Here is a 21144-nt window from a genome sequence, read left to right on the forward strand (position 1 = left end):
GCGCATCCTCGCGCGACGGACCCGGCCGACAGGTCATTCACTGTGACAGGCCCGGGGGTACCCGGCCCTGTACACAACAGAGACCTCCGGCGAAGTGTGTGGCCCAGCCGAAAGTCCCCCTTGTGCTACAGACGTTCCCAGCACCATACGTCAGACCCTGCCCGCTTATGGAAGGCGTTGAGACATGGATCACAGGCGGGCCGGGAACCGTTCGCGCATGTTCGATGGTGGTAACCCTTCTGTCGAAGTGTTGCCCCGGGTAGCCCTGAGTACTCCTCTGACGTGCGGCCGGGCGGACTACCATCACTTGCATGACCCGAGTACTGCTCGCCGAGGATGACGCCTCCATCTCGGAACCGCTCGCACGCGCGCTGCGCCGCGAAGGGTATGAGGTGGACGTACGCGAAGACGGTCCCACGGCGCTGGACGCCGGCCTCAAGGGAGGGGTGGACCTGCTCGTCCTCGACCTCGGGCTGCCCGGCATGGACGGCCTGGAAGTCTGCCGCCGGCTGCGCAACGAAGGCCACGGCTTCCCCGTCCTGGTGCTCACCGCCCGCGCCGACGAGGTGGACACCGTCGTCGGCCTGGACGCCGGCGCCGACGACTACGTCACCAAGCCCTTCCGCCTGGCCGAACTGCTCGCCCGTGTACGGGCCCTGCTCCGCCGCGGCACCGTCGAGTCCCACCAGCAGCCCCCCGCCACCCACGGCGTCCGGATCGACGTCGAGTCCCACCGCGCCTGGATGGGCGACGAGGAACTCCAGCTCACCGCCAAGGAGTTCGACCTGCTGCGCGTCCTCGTCCGGGACGCCGGCCGGGTCGTCACCCGCGACCAGCTGATGCGCGAGGTCTGGGACACCACCTGGTGGTCCTCCACCAAGACCCTGGACATGCACATCTCCTGGCTGCGCAAGAAGCTGGGCGACGACGCAGCCAACCCGCGCTACATCGCCACCGTCCGCGGCGTCGGCTTCCGCTTCGAGAAGAGCTGATACCCGCACAGTGCGCCGCCGACTGATCAACTCCACGCTCGCCGTCGTCCTGGTCGTGATCGCCGTCTTCGGCATCTCGCTCGTCATCGTCGAGACCCGCACGATCGAGAGCAGCGCCCAGGAGAGCGTCCAGACCGAGGCCGTCCGGCTGACGGGCATCGTCGACTCCCGGCTGCTCGGCGGCGAACGCGTGGAGTCCGGGGTGCTGCGCGAGCAGTTCACCCCGGACCGGTACGCCCGGATCGAGATCCCGGGCCGGCCCGTCATCGAGCTCGGGGACCGGCCCACCGGCGGCGTGATCACGGCGACGGAGAAGGGCGAGCAGGGCGAGACCGTCCGCGTCGAGGAGTCCCGCTCCGCGGTCAGCCGGGAGGTCGGCCGCACCCTGCTGGTGATCCTCACGGTGGCACTGCTGGCCGTGGTGGCCGCGGTGTTCCTCGCCGTGCGCCAGGCCAACCGGCTCACCGCCCCGCTCACCGACCTCGCCGAGACCGCCGAGCGGCTGGGCTCGGGCGACCCCCGTCCCCGGCACCGCCGTTACGGGGTGCCCGAACTGGACCGGGTCGCCGACGTGCTGGACGGCAGCGCCGAGCGGATCGCCCGGATGCTCACGGCCGAGCGGCGGCTGGCCGCCGACGCCTCGCACCAGCTGCGCACGCCGCTGACCGCCCTGTCGATGCGGCTGGAGGAGATCACCCTCACCGACGACCCGGACACGGTGAAGGAAGAGGCCACGATCGCGCTCACCCAGGTCGAGCGGCTCACCGACGTCGTCCAGCGGCTGCTCACCAACTCCCGCGATCCGCAGACGGGTTCGGCGGTCACCTTCGACCTCGACGAGGTCATCAAGCAGCAGATCGAGGAGTGGCGCCCCGCCACGCGCGGCAGCGGCCGGGCCCTGGTGCGCTCCGGCAAGCAGGGCCTGCAGGCGGTGGGCACGCCCGGTGCGGTGTCGCAGGTGCTGGCGACGCTCATCGAGAACTCGCTGATGCACGGCACCGGAACGGTCGCCCTGCGCACCCGCGTCACCGGCAACCAGGCGGTCGTGGAGGTCACGGACGAGGGACCGGGCGTCCCGCCGGACCTCGGCTCGCGGGTCTTCGAGCGGACGGTCAGCGGCCGCAACTCCACGGGCCTGGGCCTGGCCGTCGCCCGCGACCTCGCGGAGGCGGACGGCGGCCGCCTGGAACTCCTGCAGCAACGGCCGCCGGTCTTCGCACTGTTCCTGTCGATGGGCGCGGACCCGGAGGCGCCGTAACCGGGTTACCGGCGCGCCCCGACGTGCTCCGGCGCCTCCGCCAGGAAGGACTCGGCCGTCTCCACGGCCTCCCGCGCCGGAATGGCCCGGAACACCCAGGTCCGGTAGGACCAGAACCGGAAGACGGTCCCCAGCCCGAGTCCCACGACGTTCTTGGCGACGTTGTCCGCCAGCGGCGACGTCAGGCCGAAGCCGTAGTGCGACAGCGCCAGGATCCCGTTCTCGATCACCAGGCCGACACCGCTGAACAGCAGGAAGAGCGTGAGCTCACGGCTGCGCCGGCTCCGGTCGCAGTCGCGGTAGGTCCAGTAGCGGTTGCCGACGTAGTTGGCACCGATCGCGACGACGGTGGCGATCACACCCGAGCGCACCACGGCGAGGTGCAGGCCGTGGATGCAGAGATTGAACACGGCGAGGTTGACCACGAACCCGATGGCGCCGACGGCACCGAACTTCGCGATTTCGCGGGCCAGCCGCTCCAGCCGGGAACGCACTGTGCGCCGTTGAGTCATGCTGTTCATGCTAACCAGCGGTGGATGGCGCCGAGTCCGGGAGTGGGTAAACAGACGGCGAACCTCCGTATTCTCACGCGGATTTCATCCGGCATTCGAGATGCTTTCGGGCGCCGGGGAATCGGACAAAACCCTCCCCGCATGTTGGAGGATCATCCAGGAGGGGCGAGAGTGGTTCGTGCGTACGGATACCCTGGTGCCGTGACGTTCCCTGTAGTCGGCATGGTCGGCGGCGGCCAGCTCGCCCGTATGACCCACGAGGCGGGCATCCCCCTCGGCATCAGGTTCAAGCTGCTCAGCGACACCCCGCAGGACTCTGCGGCCCAGGTGGTCGGCGACGTCGTCATCGGCGACTACCGCGACCTGGCGACCCTTCGTGCGTTCGCACAAGGCTGTGACGTGATCACCTTCGATCACGAGCACGTGCCCACCGAGCACCTGAGAGCCCTGGAGGCCGACGGGATCCCCGTCCGCCCCGGCCCGGACGCCCTGGTGCACGCCCAGGACAAGGGCGTGATGCGGGCGAAGCTGGACGCCATCGGGGTGCCCTGCCCGCGGCACCGGATCGTCGACGACCCCGCCGACGTGGAGCGCTTCGCCACCGAGGGCGACGGCTTCCCGGTCGTCCTGAAGACCGTGCGCGGCGGCTACGACGGCAAGGGCGTGTGGATCGTCCGCTCCCCCGCGGAGGCCGCCGACGCGTTCCGCGCGGGCGTGCCCGTACTGGCCGAGGAGAAGGTCGACTTCGTCCGCGAGCTCGCCGCCAACGTGGTGCGCTCCCCGCACGGCCAGGCCGTCTCGTACCCGGTCGTCGAGTCCGTCCAGGTCGACGGCGTCTGCGACACGGTCATCGCGCCCGCGCCCGGGCTGTCCCCGGAGCTGTCCGCGCACGCGCAGCAACTCGCCCTGAAGATCGCCAAGGAGCTGGGCGTCGTCGGGCACCTCGCCGTGGAGCTCTTCGAGACCCGCGACGGCCGGGTGCTCGTCAACGAGCTGGCCATGCGCCCGCACAACTCCGGCCACTGGACCCAGGACGGCGCGGTCACCTCGCAGTTCGCCAACCATGTCCGGGCCGTGCTGGACCTGCCGCTCGGCGACCCGCGGCCGCGCGCCCCGTGGACCGTGATGGCCAATGTGCTCGGCGGCGACTACCCCGACATGTACTCCGCGTACCTGCACTGCATGGCGCGCGACCCGCAGTTGAAGATCCATATGTACGGCAAGGACGTGAAGCCCGGCCGCAAGGTCGGACACGTCAACACCTACGGCGACGACCTGGCGGACGTGCGCGAGCGCGCGAGCCATGCCGCCGGATATCTGCGAGGAACGATCACGGAATGAGCGCCCCCGGCACCACCCCCCGCGTCGGCATCGTCATGGGCTCGGACTCCGACTGGCCCGTGATGGAGGCCGCGGCCGAGGCCCTGGCGGAGTTCGGGGTCCCCTACGAGGTCGACGTCGTCTCCGCCCACCGGATGCCGCGCGAGATGGTCGCGTACGGGGAGCAGGCGGCCGGCCGCGGGCTCAAGGCGATCATCGCGGGCGCGGGCGGCGCCGCCCATCTGCCCGGCATGCTGGCCTCCGTCACCCCGCTGCCGGTGATCGGGGTGCCGGTACCGCTGAAGTACCTGGACGGCATGGACTCGCTGCTGTCCATCGTCCAGATGCCGGCCGGGGTGCCCGTCGCCACCGTCTCCGTCGCGGGCGCCCGCAACGCGGGCCTGCTGGCCGTGCGGATGCTCGCCGCCCACGACGAGGAACTCCTCGCCCGCATGCGGCGCTTCCAGGACGAGCTCAACGAGCAGGCCACGGCGAAGGGCAAGCGGCTGCGCGCCAAGGTCGACGGAAGCGCCGGTTTCGGGTTCGGTAAGTGACGATGGCGACCATGACGTCTGCACACCTCGAACGCGCCCGCGAACTGCTGGCCGCGCACCCCGTCGTCGACGGTCACAACGACCTCCCCTGGGCGCTGCGCGAGCACGTCCGCTACGACCTGGACCGGCGCGACATCGCCGCCGACCAGAGCGCCACCGGCCTGCACACCGACCTGCCCCGGATGCGGGCGGGCGGGGTCGGCGCCCAGTTCTGGTCCGTCTACGTGCGCACGGACATGGCGGGCGACGAGGCGGTCAGCGCCACGCTCGAACAGATCGACATCGTGCGGCAGATGGCCGACCGCTACCCCGGCGAGCTGCGCCTGTCCCTCACCGCCGACGACATGGAGGCCGCCCGCACCGAGGGCCGCATCGCCTCCCTCATGGGCGCCGAGGGCGGCCACAGCATCAACAACTCCCTCGCCACGCTACGGGCGTTGCACCAGCTCGGTGTCCGCTACATGACGCTCACGCACAACGACAACGTGGCCTGGGCGGACTCGGCGACGGACACCCCCGTGGCGAACGGCCTGACCCGCTTCGGCGAGGAGGTCGTGCGGGAGATGAACCGCATCGGCATGCTCGTCGACCTCTCGCACGTCTCCGCCGACACGATGCGGGACGCGCTGCGGGTGACCGAGGCGCCGGTGATCTTCTCGCACTCCTCGTCCCGTGCGGTGTGCGACCACCCGCGCAACGTCCCCGACGACGTGCTCGCGGCGCTGGCCGCCAACGGGGGCGTGGCCATGGCCACGTTCGTCCCGAAGTTCATCCTCCCCGCGGCGGTCGAGTGGACCCGCGCCGCGGACGAGAACATGCGCGCCCACGGCCTGCACCCGCTCGACCGCTCGCCGGAGGGCATGGCGGTCCACCACGCCTTCGAGGCCACGAACCCGCGCCCGCGGGCGACGGCTTCGACGGTCGCGGACCACCTGGACCACATGCGCGAGGTCGCCGGCGTCGACCACATCGGCATCGGCGGCGACTTCGACGGCACGGCGTTCACGCCGGACGGCCTGGCGGACGTCTCGGGCTACCCGAACCTGATCGCCGAACTGCTGCGCAGGGGCTGGTCGGAGGGGGACCTGGCGAAGCTGACGTGGGGCAATGCGGTGCGCGTGCTGCGGGCTTGTGAGGACGTCGCGGCCGATCTCGGGGCGCGCCGGGGCCCGTCGATCGCGACGATCGAGCAGCTGGACGGCTGAGCGCTGCGCGGGAACTGCGGGCCGTCCGTGGCCGGTCACGCAGTTCCCGCGGCCCTGACGGGGCGCGGGCGCGTCACACCCGGGGGCGGCCCATCGCCCGGTACGTCCAGCCGGCGGCACGCCACACCGCAGCGTCCAGCGCGTTGCGGCCGTCCAGGATCCGTGGCTCGGCCACAACCTCCGCCAGCGCCGCAGGGTCCAGCTCCCGGAACTCCCCCCACTCCGTGAGGTGCAGCACCACGTGCGCCCCCCGGCACGCCTCCGGTGCCGAGGGCGCGTACGTCAGCGTGGGGAAGACGCGGCGCGCGTTCTCCATGCCCTTGGGGTCGTAGACCGTCACCTGGCCGCCCTGCAGATGGATCTGCCCGGCGACGTTCAGGGCCGGCGAGTCGCGGACGTCGTCCGAGTCCGGCTTGAACGAGGCGCCCAGGACGGCGACCCGCTGCCCGAGGAAGCTGCCGCCGACCGTCTCGCGGGCGAGCTCGACCATGTGGGCGCGGCGCCGCATGTTGATGGAGTCGACCTCGCGCAGGAAGGTCAGGGCCTGGTCGGCGCCCAGTTCGCCGGCGCGGGCCATGAAGGCGCGGATGTCCTTCGGCAGGCACCCGCCGCCGAAGCCGATGCCCGCCCGCAGGAACTTCTTCCCGATCCGCTCGTCGTGCCCGATGGCCTCGGCCAGCTTGGCCACATCGCCGTCGGCGGCCTCGCAGACCTCGGCCATGGCGTTGATGAAGGAAATCTTGGTGGCGAGGAAGGAGTTGGCGGCCGTCTTGACCAACTCGGCGGTCGGGTAGTCGGCGACGACGAACGGCGAGCCCTCCGCGATCGGGATCGCGTACACCTCGCGCAGCAGCTTCTCGCCGCGCTCCCCGCCGATGCCGACCACGATGCGGTCCGGCTGCAGGGTGTCCTGGACGGCGAAGCCCTCGCGCAGGAACTCCGGGTTCCAGGCGAGCTCCACGTCGCGCCCCGCCGGCGCCAGATCGGCCAGCAGCTCCGCGAGCCGGGCGGCGCTGCCGACCGGCACGGTGGACTTGCCGACGACCAGCGCCGGGCGCCTCAGCTGCGGCGCCAGCGCCGCGAAGGCGCTCTCGACGAAGGACATGTCGCACGCGTACTCGCCGTGCTTCTGCGGAGTGTTCACGCAGACGAAGTGGACGTCGCCGAACTCGCCGACCTCCTCCCAGGAGGTCGTGAAGCGCAGCCGCCCGGTGGAGCCCTCGATCCCGGCGACGTGCTTGCGCAGCAGTTCCTCGAGGCCGGGCTCGTACATCGGGACCTTGCCCCGCGAGAGCATCTCGATCTTCTCGGGGACCACGTCCAGGCCCAGCACCTCGAAGCCGAGCTCGGCCATGGCCGCCGCGTGCGTGGCGCCGAGATACCCGGTGCCGATCACAGTGATCTTGAGGGCCATGCGTGTGCTCCATACGTACTACGACACTGGCTGGACTGCGCGCCCGAGCATACGTCCCTGTCGGCAAGCTCACGTAGGCGCACTCCGGAGGGCCGCCCTAGAATCGGGGTTACTAAACGGTAGTTAACTCTCTGGGGAGTACGCCTTGGCGGGATCAAAGGACTTCGACCTGTACCGGCCGTCCGAGGAGCACGACGAGCTGCGCAAGGTCGTACGCTCGCTCGCCGAGGCGAAGATCGCTCCGTTCGCGGCCGAGGTGGACGAGGAGGGGCGCTTCCCCCAGGAGGCGCGTGACGCCCTCACGGCGGCGGACCTGCACGCGGTGCACGTCCCCGAGGAGTTCGGCGGCGCGGGCGCGGACGCGCTCGCCACCGTGATCGTCATCGAGGAGGTGGCCCGCGTGTGCGCGTCCTCCTCCCTGATCCCGGCGGTCAACAAGCTCGGTTCGCTGCCGGTGGCGCTGTCCGGCTCGGACGACCTGAAGAAGCGGTACCTGAGCCCGCTCGCCAAGGGCGACGCGATGTTCTCGTACTGCCTGAGCGAGCCGGACGCGGGCTCGGACGCGGCGGGCATGAAGACCCGTGCCGTGCGGGACGGCGACCACTACGTCCTCAACGGCGTGAAGCGCTGGATCACCAACGCGGGCGTCTCCGAGTACTACACGGTCATGGCCGTCACCGACCCGGAGAAGCGCTCCAAGGGCATCAGCGCCTTCGTGGTGGAGAAGGACGACGAGGGCGTCTCCTTCGGTGCCCCCGAGAAGAAGCTCGGCATCAAGGGCTCCCCCACCCGCGAGGTCTACCTCGACAACGTCCGCATCCCCGCCGACCGCATGATCGGCGAGGAGGGCACGGGCTTTGCCACCGCGATGAAGACCCTGGACCACACCCGTATCACCATCGCGGCCCAGGCCCTCGGCATCGCCCAGGGCGCGCTGGACTACGCCAAGGCGTACGTCCAGGAGCGCAAGCAGTTCGGCAAGCCGATCGCGGACTTCCAGGGCATCCAGTTCATGCTCGCCGACATGGCGATGAAGCTGGAGGCGGCACGTCAGCTGACGTACTCGGCAGCGGCCAAGTCCGAGCGCCTGGACGGCGATCTGACGTTCTTCGGCGCGGCGGCCAAGTGCTTCGCGTCGGACGCCGCCATGGAGATCACCACGGACGCGGTCCAGCTGCTGGGCGGTTACGGCTACACCCGTGACTACCCGCTGGAGCGGATGATGCGGGATGCGAAGATCACGCAGATCTACGAGGGCACGAACCAGGTGCAGCGCATTGTGATGGCGCGGAACCTGCCGTAAGGCACTGCGGCCGGCTCCATGGGCCCCGGCGGTTCGCCGTCGGGGCCTTTGCCGTACCCGGGTGCGGGTTGTCGGCGCCCCTTCCTACGACGGCCCTGCCAGTTCCGCCCATACCGTTTTGCCCACGCCGCCCTCGTGGCGGATCACGCCCCAGTTCAGGCACAGGCGCTGGACGATGAACATGCCGTGACCGCCGGGGCGGCCCGCGCGATGCGGGGTGCGAGGGGCCGGGGTGCCGGCGCCGAGGTCGGAGACCTCCAGGCGGAGGACCTTGCCGGTGCGGGTGACGCAGAGCTCTTCCGGACCGTCGGCGTGCAGGCACGCGTTCGTGACGAGCTCGGAGACGACCAGCAGCACGTCCTCGGCCGCGGCGCGGTGGTCGGCCGTGGCCGCCGGGAGCCAGCCCCAGTCGTGCAGGGCCTGGCGCGTGAAGTCGCGTGAGAGCGGCACGGCACCGCTGACATCGACGAGGCGCAGCCGACGGCGCAGGCCGCCCGGCTGCTCCGAGCCGTCGGCCCCCGGGCCGGGGTCGTCCGGCGACGGCGGGGACGGCCGAGTGGTGCTCATCAGCTCTTCACCTCACCGATCACCGATTCAGAAGGGGTCATCTCGCACATCACAGGGTCAGCTGTCTCCTGCCCCGGCGAACCGTGAGAACACCCACGGATTCGAGGCGGCTCCTGTGACACAGGCAACGGAGCGACAGCGGTCGAAAAAGAGAGGGGTGGCCTGCGAAGACCTCAGTCGGCGAGTGCCGCGTCGAGCGTGTCGTGGATGCTGAAGACGGCCCCGGCACCCGTGATCTCGAAGACCCGGGCCACGACGGGCCCCATCGCGGCGAGATGGACGGCGCCACCGGCGGCCTCGGCCTTGAGCCGGGCGCCCAGGAGCACATTCAGTCCGGTGGAATCGCAGAATTCGAGCTGCGCGCAGTCGACGACGACACGGAGAGCACCTTCCTCGACACAGGAGTCGAGGAGTTCACGCAGCAGATCCGCCGTATGGTGATCGAGCTCACCCGCGGGCGTCAGGACCGCCATTCTTCCGAGATGCCGGAACTCGACTTTCAGCCGACCCCTGCTCGCACTGCCGGCTTTACCGCAGTCCATGCGCATCCCTTCGTGGTGTGCCGCGCGTGATGCTCCGTGGAACCCTACGCCTTCCTTACGCGCTCCGGAAGCCAAAGTTCCGGCGTATCCGGCCATATACGGACAAACGCCACTTGCGATCGCAGGGCAAAGACCGGTAGGGCTAGAGGAGGACATCCACCACGGACGGCTTTGGAGGCGCCGCAAACCGCAGCAAAAGGTCACGGCTTCGGCTGCCATATGCCGAGAATGATGGAGGACACCATGTCACCCCGGCTCGACGAAAAGCGCTCCACCCCCCAGGAGACCGCCTCGTCGGCAATCCTGCCCGAGCAACGGGACCCCGGTCTCGACGGGCTCCCCGAAATACCTCCCTACGAGGAGATCGGGGCGGTCGACGCACGGGCGCTGTCCAAGACGCTCTTCGCGCGCCTCGAATCGCTCGAAGAGGGCACCCACGACTACGCGTACGTCCGCAACACACTCGTCGAACTCAACCTGGCCCTGGTGAAGTTCGCCGCCTCCCGGTTCCGCACCCGCAGCGAACCGATGGAGGACATCATCCAGGTCGGCACCATCGGCCTCATCAAGGCCATCGACCGCTTCGAGCTCAGCCGCGGTGTCGAATTCCCGACCTTCGCGATGCCGACCATCATCGGCGAGATCAAGCGCTTCTTCCGCGACACCAGTTGGTCGGTGCGCGTCCCGCGCCGCCTCCAGGAACTCCGTCTGGACCTGGCCAAGGCGGGAGACGAACTGGCGCAGCGCCTGGACCGTTCCCCCACCGTCGCCGAACTCGCCGAACGCCTCGGCCTGTCGGAGGACGAGGTCGTCGAGGGCATGGCCGCGAGCAACGCGTACACCGCGAGCTCGCTGGACGCCCAGACGGAGGAGGACGACACCGAGGGTTCGCTGTCGGACCGCATCGGCTACGAGGACAACAGCCTGGAAGGCGTCGAATACGTCGAGTCCCTCAAGCCGCTGATCGCCGAACTCCCGCCCCGGGACCGGAAGATCCTCTCCCTGCGCTTCGTGGCGAACATGACGCAGTCGGAGATCGGCGAGGAGCTGGGCATCTCCCAGATGCATGTGTCGCGGCTGCTGTCGCGCACGCTGGTGAAGCTGCGGCGGGGGCTGCTGACGGAGGAGTAGCGGACCGCCGGGGCCTGACCGCAGCCGGTCAGGCCCCGGGCTCTGCTTCGTCGGCCGTCTCGAGCACCCGCAGTATCCGTTCGGCCAGTCGGCTGCGCTCCGACGAGCGGGCGACGAACCCGCCGGGAGCCAGTTGCGTGCGCAAAGCCGCGGCCAGCCGGTTGCGTTCCGGCTGTGCCAGGTACGGGGTCAGCAACTCCGCTGCCACCAGGGACTGGTACTGCTCGAAGGCCGACCGGGACCGGGTGAGGGAATCCAGGACCGCATCCAGGTGCGCGGGATCCGGCGCGCCCTGCATGAGGGCGAGTGCGTAGACGCGCTCCCCCTCGCTTCCGCGGCCGAAGAATTCCTTCACCTGCTCCGGGCCGAGGCCGGAATCCCGGGCCGAGGCCCGGGCGGCGTCGACCACCGCCTGCAGCTGGATGGTGCGGTGGCTGCCCGACGGAAGCCGGCGGCGCAGCTCGTCGTAGCGCTGCGCCTCCCGCTGCGGGGACCCGAGTTGCTCCAGGGCCAGGGCCCGCAAGGTGTCCGCCTCGTCGTGCCGTCCGCGGTCGGACAGGGTCTCGGCCTCCACGAAGCTCTGGAGCGCCTTGCTGTCCGCCTCGGAGAGCGCCGAGGCGAGGAGCAGCCGGGTGACGAGCCAGCCGCTGAGGAAGCCCAGTATGAGGAACTCCACCGTCAGCGCCCCCGCGAAGACCGCGCTGTCGGCCCGGGCGCCGAAGCCGGGGGCCAGGTCCCTGCAGAGCCGCTTGAACAGGCGGGCCAGGCTGTCGAGTTGGGTGAGGCCGGCGCCGATGAGCAGTTTGGTCAGCCAGTCGGAGACCTGCTCCAGGTTGGTGTTGGCCGCGTAGGCGGGCCGCGCTTCCTCCTGCGGTGGCGTCCCCTCGGGCTGCGCCGCAAGGGCACGGGGAACGCCGAACAGGAACCCGAGCCCCGCCCCGACGGCGGCCACCGCGCCGGTGACCAGCAGCCCGGCGCCGATCACCGAGAGCGGTTCCGCGCAGCGCGTGGCGTACAGCACCAGGCTCAGCACGCCCGTCCCCGCCAGGACGGTCGCCACCGTGCCCACCCGGCGGCTCACGCGCGCCGACCGCCCCTCGATCCGTCGGCGGCGGGCCACCGGTAAGGCCGGTCTGCCCGGGTTGTTCGTCATCCTGCCCCCCCACACCTCGGATTTGACCTTCACACCGGTGTGAGAATCTAGCGTTGCGGCCATGCCGGACGACAACACCAACCCCGCACACAACAGCAATCCCTTCAACCTCCGCGTCATCGAGGAGTTCCGGGCCAACGGAGGCCGCGTCGGCGGGCAGTTCGCAGGTGTGAAGCTGTTGCTGCTCACCACGCGCGGTACACGCAGCGGGCTGCTGCGGACGACGCCGCTGGTGCATCTGCCGGACGGCGAACGGCTCGTCGTCTTCGCGTCCAACGGCGGCGCGCCCACCGCGCCCGCCTGGTTCCGCAATGCGATGGCCGCGCCAGACGACATCACCGTCGAAGTGGGCGAGGAGCGCTACGCGGCCCGCGCCGGGCTCGTCGACGCGGCCGAGCACGACGCCCTGTGGGCACGGCAGATCGCCGCCGACCCGGCGTTCGCCGCCTTCCGGGAACGGGCGTTGCAGGCGGGCCGGGTCACACCGCTCGTCGCGCTGCGGCGTCACACCACCCGGACGCCCCGCTGCCAGACCGCCGAGACCAGCGGGACGCCCGGCCGGTAGGCCAGGTGGACATGGGACGGGGCGTCCAGGAGCAGCACGTCCGCCCGGGCGCCCGGTGCCACGCGGCCGATGTCCGTGCGGCGCAGGGCCGCCGCGCCGCCCGCCGTCGCGGACCACACCGCCTCGTCCGGCGTCATGCCCATGTCCCGCACCGCCAGCGCGATGCAGAACGGGACGGAACTGGTGAAGGACGAGCCGGGGTTGCAGTCCGTGGACAGGGCGACCGTCGCGCCCGCGTCGAGCAGGCGGCGCGCATCCGGCCACTGCGCCCGCGTGGAGAACTCCGCGCCGGGGAGGAGCGTGGCCACGGTGTCGCCGCCCGCCAGCGCGTCGACGTCCGCATCCGTCAGGTGCGTGCAGTGGTCGGCGGAGGCCGCGCCGAGCTCCACCGCCAGCTGGACGCCGGGGCCGTGCCCGAGCTGGTTGGCGTGGACGCGCGGGGTCAGGCCACGGGCCCGGCCCGCCTCCAGGATCGTCCGGGCCTGGTCGCCGTCGAAGGCGCCCTTCTCGCAGAAGACGTCGACCCAACGGGCGTGCGGGGCACAGGCGTCCAGCATCTCGCCGGTGACCAGGGCCACATAGGCCTCCGGGTCCGCCGCGTAGTCGGGGGAGACGATGTGGGCACCGAGGTAGGTCACCTCGTCGAGGTGGGCGGCGGCGATGCGCAGCGCGCGGGCCTCGTCCGCGGTGGTCAGGCCGTAGCCGGACTTGGTCTCCAGGGTCGTGGTGCCCTGGCGCAGCGCCTCGCGGACGTATCGCAGGAGGTTGGCCTCCAGTTCCTCGTCCGTGGCGGCGCGGGTGGCGGCGACGGTGGTGCGGATGCCGCCCGCGCTGTAACTCTGCCCGGACATCCGCGCGTTGAACTCGGCGGTGCGGTCGCCCGCGAAGACCAGGTGGGAGTGGGAGTCGACGAAGCCGGGGAGTGCGGCGCGGCCCGCGGCGTCGACGGCGTTGTCAGTGGCGGGTGCTTTCCTGGATGCACCGACCCAGGCGATGCGGTCGCCGTCGACGACGACCGCCGCGTCCTGGATCAGACCGAGCGGGCCTGCACCGAGGGAGGGGTCGTTGGTGACGAGACTGCCGATGTTCGTGATGGCTGTGGTCGCTGTGGTCATCGGGGTGCTTTCCTCCGCCTTCAACGTCCGCCGGTCAGCGCGGCGATGGAGTCGGCCAGGGCGCGGGGCACGTCCGGGACGAGCTGGTGGACCCCGTCGCGGACGATGTGCCGGCCGCCGGTCACCGTATGCCGGATGTCCGCTCCGGTCCCGGCGAATACGGCCGTCTCGGCGCCGAGCCGGGGCGGCGGTCCCGCGGTGCGGACGGAGTCCAGTGCCAGCGTGGTGAAGTCGGCGAGCGCGCCCGCCTCCAGCCGGCCCGCGTCGGGCCGGCCGAGGGCGGCGTGACCGTCGGCGGAGGCGGCCCGCAGCAGGGCGGCCGCCGTCCAGTGGCCGCGGGTGCGGGTGCGCAGGCGCTCGTCGAGTTCCATCGCGCGGGCCTCTTCGAGCAGGTCGATCACGGCGTGGCTGTCGCTGCCGAGGGAGAGGGGGGAGCCCGCGCGCTGCAGGGCGGCGGCGGGGCCGATGCCGTCGGCCAGGTCGCGCTCGGTGGTCGGGCACATGCAGGTGCCGGTGCCGGAGCCGCCGAGGAGGGCGATGTCCTCGTCGGTGAGGTGCGTGGCGTGCACGGCGGTGGTGCGCGGGCCGAGGACGCCGTGGTCGGCGAGGAGCCGGGTGGGGGTGCAGCCGTGCGCCGCGCGGCAGGCGTCGTTCTCGGCGGTCTGCTCGGAGAGGTGGACGTGCAGGGGGGCGTCGCGCTCCGCGGCCCAGGCGGCGACGGTCGCCAGGGCATCGGCGGGCACGGCGCGCACGGAGTGCACGGCGGCGCCGATCCGGACGTGGCCGGCGTCGGCGGGCTTGAAGGCGGAGAGCCGGTCCGCCCAGGCGTCCACCGTGCCGTCGGAGAAGCGCAGTTGGTGGTGGTTGGGGGGCTCGCCGAAGCCGGACGAGAGATAGGCGGTGTCGAGAAGGGTGATGCGGATGCCGGCTGCGGCCGCGGCCTCGGTCAGGGCCTCGCCCATGGCGTTGGGGTCGCCGTAGGGCGTGCCGCCGGGGGCGTGATGGACGTAGTGGAACTCGCCGACGGAGGTGATGCCGGCCAGCGCCATCTCGGCGTAGACGGCGCGGGCGAGGGCGAAGTAGGAGTCGGGGGTGAGGTTCTGGGCGGCCTGGTACATCACCTCGCGCCAGGTCCAGAAGGTGCCCGAGCCGACCTGGGTGCGGCTGCGGAGGGCCCGGTGGAAAGCATGACTGTGGCTGTTCGCGAGCCCCGGCAGGGTCAGGCCCCGCAGGAGGGTGGCCCCGGGCGGCGGGGTCGGCACCTCGGTGCGGACGGCCGTGATGCGGCCGTCCGACACCTCGATGGCCACGCCCGGTTCGACCGCGGGGTCGATCCAGGCGTGCTCGGCCCAGTAGGTCACGGTCACCGGCACGCGAGGCCCTCCAGTACGTCGGCGAGTGCGGTCACTCCGGCCGTGCAGTCGTCCTCGGCGGCCGTCTCGGCGGGCGAGTGCGAGACGCCGGTGGGGTTGCGGACGAAGAGCATGGCGGTGGGAACGGTGCCGGACAAGATACCGGCGTCGTGGCCCGCGCCCGTGGGCAGGACCGGTGCGCCGCCGAGCATCTTGGCCAGTTCGTCGCGCAGGCCGTGGGCGAACTCGACGACGGGGGTGAAGGACTCCCGGGTGATCCGGACGTCCACGCCGTCGCGCTTGCCGCGCTCGACCGCGGCCTGTTCGACGGCGGCGACGACCTCGGCGAGGGTCTCCTCGTCGGCGGCGCGGGAGTCCAGCCAGCCGCGGACGAGCGAGGCGATGGCGTTGACGCCGTTCGGCTCGACGCTCACCTTGCCGAAGGTGGCCAGGGCACCGGCGAGCCGGGCCTTCTTGCGGGCGGCGAGGACGGTGTTGGCGTAGGTCAGCATCGGGTCGCGGCGGTCCTCGATGCGGGTGGTGCCGGCGTGGTTGGCCTCGCCGTGGAAGTCGAAGCGCCAGCGGCCGTGCGGCCAGATCGCCGACGCGACGCCCACCGGGTGCGGAGTGTCGGCCAGGGCCCGGCCCTGTTCGACGTGCAGCTCGACGAACGCACCGATGCGGGCGAGGCGTTCGGGGTCGGGGCCGATGGCGTCCGGGTCGTACCCGGCGCGTTCCATGGCCTGCGGGAGGGTGATCCCGTCGGCGTCGCGGAGCGCGTGCGCCTTGTCGACGGTGAGCTGTCCGGCGGTCAGCCGGGAGCCGACGCAGGCGAGGCCGAAGCGGGCTCCCTCCTCGTCGCCGAAGTTGACGACGGCGAGGGGGCGGTTCGGCCGGGCGCCGCGGGCGCGGAGCTCGTCGAGGGCGGCGAAGGACGACACGACGCCGAGGGGGCCGTCGAAGGCGCCGCCGTCGGGGACGGAGTCGAGGTGGGAGCCGGTGACGACGGCGTCGTCACCGGCCGGGTCGCCGAGCCAGGCCCACTGGTTGCCGTTGCGGTCCAGCTCGTAGGTGAGACCGCGGCGCTCGGCCTGTTCGCGGAACCAGGCGCGGCAGTCGGCATCGGCTCCGGTCCAGGCGAAGCGGCGGTAACCGCCGGTGGCCGCGTTGCGGCCGATGGGGAGCAGGTCGCGCCACATCTCGTGGAACGAGGGTGCGGGTGCGGGTCCGTTGTGGCTGGTCGCGCCCCTTTCGGGGCGCGGTTGCCCGGTATTCACGCCTGCTCGCCCTCGCGCATCGGGATGCGGACCCCGCGGTCGGCCGCCACCGACTCGGCGATGTCGTAACCCGCGTCCACATGCCGGATGACGCCCATGCCCGGGTCGTTCGTCAGGACCCGGCGGATCTTCTCGCCGGCCAGCGGGGTGCCGTCCGCCACCGTGACCTGGCCCGCGTGGATCGAGCGGCCCATGCCGACGCCGCCGCCGTGGTGGAGGGAGACCCAGGAGGCGCCGGAGGCGACGTTCACCATGGCGTTGAGCAGCGGCCAGTCCGCGATCGCGTCCGAGCCGTCGAGCATGGCCTCGGTCTCGCGGTACGGGGAGGCCACCGAGCCGCAGTCGAGGTGGTCGCGGCCGATGACGACGGGCGCGGACAGCTCGCCGCTCGCCACCATGTCGTTGAAGCGCTCGCCCGCGCGGTCGCGTTCGCCGTAGCCGAGCCAGCAGATGCGGGCCGGCAGGCCCTGGAAGTGGACGCGCTCGCCGGCCATCTTGATCCAGCGGGCGAGGGACTCGTTCTCGGGGAAGAGGTCGAGGATCGCGCGGTCGGTGGCCGCGATGTCCTTCGGGTCGCCGGACAGGGCCGCCCAGCGGAAGGGGCCCTTGCCCTCGCAGAACAGCGGCCGGATGTAGGCGGGGACGAAGCCGGGGAAGGCGAACGCCCGCTCGTAGCCCGCCAACTGGGCCTCGCCGCGGATGGAGTTTCCGTAGTCGAAGACCTCGGCGCCCGCGTCCTGGAAGCCGACCATGGCCTCGACGTGCTTCGCCATGGACTCGCGGGCGCGGCGCGTGAAGTCGGCGGGCTTCTCGGCCGCGTAGGAGGCCATGTCGCCGAAGTCGATGCCGAGCGGCAGGTAGGCCAGCGGGTCGTGGGCGCTGGTCTGGTCCGTGACGATGTCGATGGGGGCGTTCATCGCCAGCAGCTGCGGGACGAGTTCGGCCGCGTTGCCGAGGACGCCGATGGACAGCGGGCGGCGGGCGTCGCGCGCCTCGGTCGCCAGTTGCAGGGCGTGGTCGAGGGAGTCGGCCTTGACGTCGAGGTAGCGGTGCTCGATGCGGCGCTCGATGGCGCGGGGGTCGCAGTCGATGCAGATGGCGACGCCGTCGTTCATGGTGACGGCCAGTGGCTGGGCGCCGCCCATGCCGCCGAGGCCGGCGGTCAGCGTGATGGTGCCGGCCAGGGTGCCGCCGAACCGCTTCGCGGCGACGGCGGCGAAGGTCTCGTAGGTGCCCTGGAGGATGCCCTGGGTGCCGATGTAGATCCACGAACCGGCCGTCATCTGGCCGTACATGGTGAGGCCGAGGGCCTCCAGGCGGCGGAACTCCTCCCAGTTGGCCCAGTCGCCGACGAGGTTGGAGTTGGCGATGAGGACGCGCGGGGCCCACTCGTGCGTCTGCATCACGCCGACGGGGCGGCCGGACTGCACGAGCATGGTCTCGTCCTGCTTCAGCGTCTGCAGGGTGCGGACCATCGCGTCGAACGAGCGCCAGTCGCGGGCGGCCTTGCCCGTGCCGCCGTAGACGACGAGCTTGTCGGGGTGCTCGGCGACTTCGGGGTCGAGGTTGTTCTGCAGCATCCGCAGGGCGGCTTCCTGCTGCCACCCCCGGGCGCTCAGCTCGGTGCCTCGCGGTGCTCGCACGGGTCGCGGTCCTGACATGGGGCCCTGCCTCCCAGCCTCGATGGGCGCTCTGAATAGAACACTGCACATCTTGGGCCGGTGAATAGCACTAGTCAACAGATGGGGGCTCCGGGTCGGCGGGACCGGCCAGGTCGGCGAGCCGGACGGGGTGGGCGAGCGGGCGGCGGTCCACGGCGAGCGGGTCGGCGGGCGGGTGGCCGAGCAGGCCGGCCGTCAGGTCGGCGGCGTTGCGCCCGCACATCCGGCCCTGACACGGGCCCAGGCCGACCCGGCAGGTGAGCTTCACGGCCCGCATCCCGTCCGCACCCCGCCCGAGGACGGCCTCGCACAGCTGCCCGTACGTCACCTCCTCGCAGCGGCAGATGCAGGTGTCCTCGCTCAGCCAGGTCGACCAGCCGTCGTGCAGCGGGTGGGCGGAGGCGAGCGCGGCGGCGAAGCGGCGGCCGGAGCGGACGCGCGCGGCGGCGGCCGCGATGCGTACGGGGCCGGCGTGGCCGGTGACGTCCGACGCGGCGGCCAGGCCCGCCAGTTCGCCCTCGGCCGCCGCGGCGGCGGCTCCGCCGATGCCGGTGAGCTCGCCGGCCGCGTACACGCCGGGCACGGAGGTGGCCTGGCGGGCGTCGACGACGACGTGGCCGTCCCGGACGGCGCAGCCGGCGGCGAGCGGGAGTTCCAGCTGCGGGGTGAAGCCGTGGCCGACGCACACGGCGTCCACGGGCGCGACGATGCGCTCGCTGCCGGGGACGATGCGCCAGTGCGCATCCAGCCGGGCGACGGTGACCGCTTCGACGCGGCCGTCGCCGTGCGCCGCGACGACCGCACGGCGGGTCCGGTACGGGACGCGCCTCCGCGCCAACTCCGCGGCGTACGCGCCCAGTTCGGCCACCCTGGCCGGTCCCCCGTCGAACAGCGCCACGAGCGGACGGCGCAGCCAGCGGGCCGGGTTGCCGGCCTCGTACACGCCCAGCACCCGGGCCCCGGCCCCGAGCAGCGAGGTTGCGACCGGCAGCAGGAACGGGCCCGTCCCGGAGACCACCACGCGCCGGCCGACGGCCAGCCGCTGCCCCTTGGCCAGCGCCTGGGCGGCGCCGGCCGTGACGACGCCGGGCAGATCCCCGCCGGGAAAGGGCAGTGCGCGGTCGTAGGCGCCGGTGCACAGCACCAGCGCATCGGCCGGGAGCGTACGGACGGGCCGCCCCGCGGCGTCGGCGGGACCCTGCTGGAGGTGCACGAGGTGGCTGCCGGTGTGCGGCCCCGGTTCGAGGGCGCATACGGTGGCGCGGGCCAGGTGCTCGATGCGCGGTTGCGCGGTGACGGCGCGCTCCAGCGGATGCGCCCGCCGCGAGCCGGCACCCACCGCGGGCTGCCGGTGGTACTGCCCTCCGATGCGCTCCCCGCTGTCGACGAGCACCACCCGCGCGCCCCCACGAGCGGCACCCAACGCGGCCCGCACTCCCGCGGGCCCGGCTCCCACCACGACGACGCGCGGCGTCGATCCGCTCACGCGCCGCTCCCGGCGGCGGGCTGCCCCGACGGGTCGTCGGGAGGGGGTGCGGCCGCGGCAGGCGAGCCCGTCTCGATCCGGTCCCCGTCGCGGACTTCGCGTCTGCAAGCCCTCACGCCCGCAAGGCCGTTGACCGTGACCAGGCAGTCGTAGCAGACGCCGATCCCGCAGAACACACCGCGCGGGCGGCCCCCGTGGCGGGTCCTCCGCCAGGACGTGCGGCCCGTCGACAGCAGGACGGCCGCCACGGTCTGTCCGGGGCGGGCCGGGTGCGGGGCGCCGTCCACGTGAACGGTCAGGGGCATGGGTTCTCCTTCGTGAAGCCCGTGGGGCCCGTGAAACCCAGGCCCGGGCGGGCCACCCGGAACGGCCGGGGGTCGGTGAGCGGGGACTCGCCGGTGTGCAGCTGGGCGAGGAGTTCGCCGGTCGCCGCGGCGAGGCCGACGCCCGCGCCCTCGTGGCCGGTCGCGTGCCAGAGGCCGGGCAGGCGCGGGTCCTCGCCGATGACGGGCAGGTGGTCGGGGGTGTACGGGCGGAAACCGCCGTACGCGCGCACCACCGGCACGTCCGCGAGCACCGGGAACAGCCGCACCGCGCCGCGCGCCAGGGCGCTCATCACCTCCAGGCGCAGGGTCTCGTCGAAGCCGCAGCGCTGCCAGCTGGAACCGATCAGCACCGTCCCGGCCGGGGTCGCCTCGATCACGGCCGCGGTGCGCAGCGCGACGTCCCCGCTGCCGGCCGCGTCGGCGTACCCCGCGTCGTACACCTTGTGCCGCACGGTGCCCGGCGGCAGCGGCCCGGTGACCAGGACCGTGCCGCGCCGGGGCAGCACGGGCAGCGGCGCACCGGCCGCCTCGGCGAAGCGGCCGGCCCACGGGCCGCACGCGTTGACGACCGCGCCGCACGGCACCCGCCCGTCGGAGGTGCACAGGGCGGTGACCCTGCCGCCCGCCCCCGTCTCGACGCCGAGCGCCCGCACTCCCGTACGGACCCCGCCGCCCCGGGCCCGTACGGCGGCGAGCAGCGCGGTCGCGGCGAGCACGGGATGCAGCTGGGCGTCCTGCGGATAGTGCACGGCGGCCCGGACGTCCGGGGTGAGGTGCGGTTCGTACGCGGCCGCCTCGCCGGGCGCGAGGCCGTGCGCCTCGACGCCCGCGGCGCGCTGCGCGGAGGCGGCGGCGCCGAGCGCGGCGGCGGCGTCCTCGTCGGTGGCGACGACGAGCCCGCCCTTGGGCTCGTACTCGCACGCGGCGCGCCCCGGCCCGAGCTCCTCGCGCAGCGCGGCCAGGAGCGCGGGCCAGCGCCGTAAGGAGGCCTGGGCGAGGGTCAGTCCGGGGCCGGGCGGTTTGTCGGAGACGAGCAGGTTGCCCTCGCCGCGGGCGGTGGTCTCCCCGACGGCCGGTCCGCGGTCGACCACGAGCACGCCCACCCCGCGCCGCCCGAGCGCCTCGGCACAGGCCGCGCCGATGATGCCGGCGCCGATGACCACGACGTCGGCGCCTTCCCGCTCGCGCTGAGCGTCTGAACGAATGTCCTGCCGTAGAACGCGCACGAATCGCACCGCCGTTCCCTGTGGGACGCCGCGAAGCTAGCCGCCTCGCGGCGGGCGGGTCAACACCACGGGGGCGGTGCGCCCCGAAGGGGCGCGGGGAACTGCGCGATCAGCCCCCACCGGCCTGCAGCCGACGCACCACCCCAGGGGGTCCGGGGTGCAGCCCCGGGTGCCTCGACTGCGGG

General features: G+C 72.5%; 20 protein-coding genes. 8 read left to right on the forward strand and 12 right to left on the reverse strand.

Annotated features, from left to right (window positions below; translation table 11 throughout):
- Positions 1 to 311: 311 nt before the first annotated feature.
- A complete protein-coding gene (locus tag HG542_RS22115) occupies positions 312 to 992 on the forward strand; it encodes a response regulator transcription factor (protein WP_171084139.1) in 681 nt (226 codons plus the stop codon).
- A gap of 10 nt (positions 993 to 1002) precedes the next feature.
- A complete protein-coding gene (locus HG542_RS22120) occupies positions 1003 to 2250 on the forward strand; it encodes a sensor histidine kinase (protein WP_171084142.1) in 1248 nt (415 codons plus the stop codon).
- A 5-nt stretch (positions 2251 to 2255) separates the two neighbouring features.
- On the opposite strand, the gene HG542_RS22125 is transcribed toward HG542_RS22120, so the two are convergent.
- Complete coding sequence (locus HG542_RS22125) at positions 2256 to 2762, reverse strand: GtrA family protein (protein WP_171084144.1); 507 nt, start codon at positions 2760 to 2762, stop codon at positions 2256 to 2258.
- 141 nt (positions 2763 to 2903) lie between these two features.
- Between HG542_RS22125 and HG542_RS22130 the strand changes: the two genes are divergently transcribed.
- The 3 genes from HG542_RS22130 to HG542_RS22140 are packed head-to-tail and all read left to right on the forward strand — an operon-like array spanning position 2904 to position 5841.
- Positions 2904 to 4103 (forward strand): 5-(carboxyamino)imidazole ribonucleotide synthase, encoded by a 1200-nt coding sequence (locus HG542_RS22130; protein ID WP_171084146.1) that lies wholly within the window; start codon positions 2904 to 2906, stop codon positions 4101 to 4103.
- On the forward strand, positions 4100 to 4636 hold the full coding sequence (gene purE / locus HG542_RS22135) for a 5-(carboxyamino)imidazole ribonucleotide mutase (protein ID WP_171084147.1): 537 nt from the start codon (positions 4100 to 4102) through the stop codon (positions 4634 to 4636). Before HG542_RS22130 ends, purE begins: the two co-directional genes overlap by 4 nt.
- A gap of 11 nt (positions 4637 to 4647) precedes the next feature.
- Positions 4648 to 5841 carry a dipeptidase gene (locus HG542_RS22140; protein WP_171084149.1) on the forward strand — a complete coding sequence of 398 codons (1194 nt, stop codon included), beginning with the start codon at positions 4648 to 4650 and terminating at the stop codon, positions 5839 to 5841.
- Between the two features lie 73 nt (positions 5842 to 5914).
- Here the strand turns inward: HG542_RS22140 and HG542_RS22145 are convergent, their stop codons facing one another.
- The gene (locus tag HG542_RS22145) at positions 5915 to 7255 is read right to left on the reverse strand and encodes a UDP-glucose dehydrogenase family protein (RefSeq protein WP_171084151.1); all 1341 of its coding nucleotides are present in this window, start codon (positions 7253 to 7255) and stop codon (positions 5915 to 5917) included.
- Between the two features lie 145 nt (positions 7256 to 7400).
- On the opposite strand from HG542_RS22145, the gene HG542_RS22150 reads away from it, so the two are divergent.
- Positions 7401 to 8558, forward strand: a complete 1158-nt coding sequence (locus HG542_RS22150) for an acyl-CoA dehydrogenase (protein ID WP_171084153.1) — start codon at positions 7401 to 7403, stop codon at positions 8556 to 8558.
- Positions 8559 to 8642: 84 nt separating this feature from the next.
- Here the strand turns inward: HG542_RS22150 and HG542_RS22155 are convergent, their stop codons facing one another.
- Positions 8643 to 9125, reverse strand: coding sequence for an ATP-binding protein (locus HG542_RS22155; RefSeq protein WP_171084155.1), 483 nt, complete (start codon positions 9123 to 9125; stop codon positions 8643 to 8645).
- A gap of 173 nt (positions 9126 to 9298) precedes the next feature.
- Entirely contained in the window at positions 9299 to 9667 is a 369-nt protein-coding gene (locus HG542_RS22160) for an STAS domain-containing protein (protein WP_171084157.1), read from the reverse strand.
- Between the two features lie 231 nt (positions 9668 to 9898).
- Here HG542_RS22160 and HG542_RS22165 point away from each other — a divergent pair, with 231 nt between their 5' ends.
- The gene (locus HG542_RS22165; RefSeq protein ID WP_373313078.1) at positions 9899 to 10798 is read left to right on the forward strand and encodes an RNA polymerase sigma factor SigF; all 900 of its coding nucleotides are present in this window, start codon (positions 9899 to 9901) and stop codon (positions 10796 to 10798) included.
- A 28-nt stretch (positions 10799 to 10826) separates the two neighbouring features.
- On the opposite strand, the gene HG542_RS22170 is transcribed toward HG542_RS22165, so the two are convergent.
- On the reverse strand, positions 10827 to 11951 hold the full coding sequence (locus HG542_RS22170) for a hypothetical protein (RefSeq protein WP_171084160.1): 1125 nt from the start codon (positions 11949 to 11951) through the stop codon (positions 10827 to 10829).
- A 61-nt stretch (positions 11952 to 12012) separates the two neighbouring features.
- On the opposite strand from HG542_RS22170, the gene HG542_RS22175 reads away from it, so the two are divergent.
- Positions 12013 to 12516, forward strand: a complete 504-nt coding sequence (locus HG542_RS22175) for a nitroreductase/quinone reductase family protein (protein ID WP_171084162.1) — start codon at positions 12013 to 12015, stop codon at positions 12514 to 12516.
- Here HG542_RS22175 and hutI read toward each other — a convergent pair.
- The 7 genes from hutI to HG542_RS22210 form a co-directional block, all read right to left on the reverse strand.
- Positions 12456 to 13631 carry an imidazolonepropionase gene (hutI, locus tag HG542_RS22180; protein ID WP_171084164.1) on the reverse strand — a complete coding sequence of 392 codons (1176 nt, stop codon included), beginning with the start codon at positions 13629 to 13631 and terminating at the stop codon, positions 12456 to 12458. The genes HG542_RS22175 and hutI overlap by 61 nt on opposite strands.
- Before the next feature lie 20 nt (positions 13632 to 13651).
- A complete protein-coding gene (locus tag HG542_RS22185) occupies positions 13652 to 15004 on the reverse strand; it encodes a formimidoylglutamate deiminase (RefSeq protein WP_171084166.1) in 1353 nt (450 codons plus the stop codon).
- Positions 14995 to 16182 (reverse strand): allantoate amidohydrolase, encoded by a 1188-nt coding sequence (locus HG542_RS22190; RefSeq protein ID WP_171084217.1) that lies wholly within the window; start codon positions 16180 to 16182, stop codon positions 14995 to 14997. The genes HG542_RS22185 and HG542_RS22190 overlap by 10 nt, the downstream gene beginning before the upstream one ends.
- Positions 16183 to 16256: 74 nt before the next feature.
- Complete coding sequence (hutU, locus tag HG542_RS22195) at positions 16257 to 17921, reverse strand: urocanate hydratase (protein WP_171084168.1); 1665 nt, start codon at positions 17919 to 17921, stop codon at positions 16257 to 16259.
- 70 nt (positions 17922 to 17991) lie between these two features.
- A complete protein-coding gene (locus HG542_RS22200) occupies positions 17992 to 19407 on the reverse strand; it encodes an NAD(P)/FAD-dependent oxidoreductase (protein WP_171084169.1) in 1416 nt (471 codons plus the stop codon).
- On the reverse strand, positions 19404 to 19712 hold the full coding sequence (locus HG542_RS22205) for a (2Fe-2S)-binding protein (RefSeq protein ID WP_171084171.1): 309 nt from the start codon (positions 19710 to 19712) through the stop codon (positions 19404 to 19406). Before HG542_RS22205 ends, HG542_RS22200 begins: the two co-directional genes overlap by 4 nt.
- Entirely contained in the window at positions 19703 to 20896 is a 1194-nt protein-coding gene (locus tag HG542_RS22210) for an NAD(P)/FAD-dependent oxidoreductase (protein WP_171084173.1), read from the reverse strand. Before HG542_RS22210 ends, HG542_RS22205 begins: the two co-directional genes overlap by 10 nt.
- Between the last annotated feature and the right edge of the window lie 248 nt (positions 20897 to 21144).

The sequence above is a fragment of the Streptomyces morookaense genome, from assembly GCF_013030945.1.
Lineage (GTDB): Bacteria > Actinomycetota > Actinomycetes > Streptomycetales > Streptomycetaceae > Streptomyces > Streptomyces morookaensis.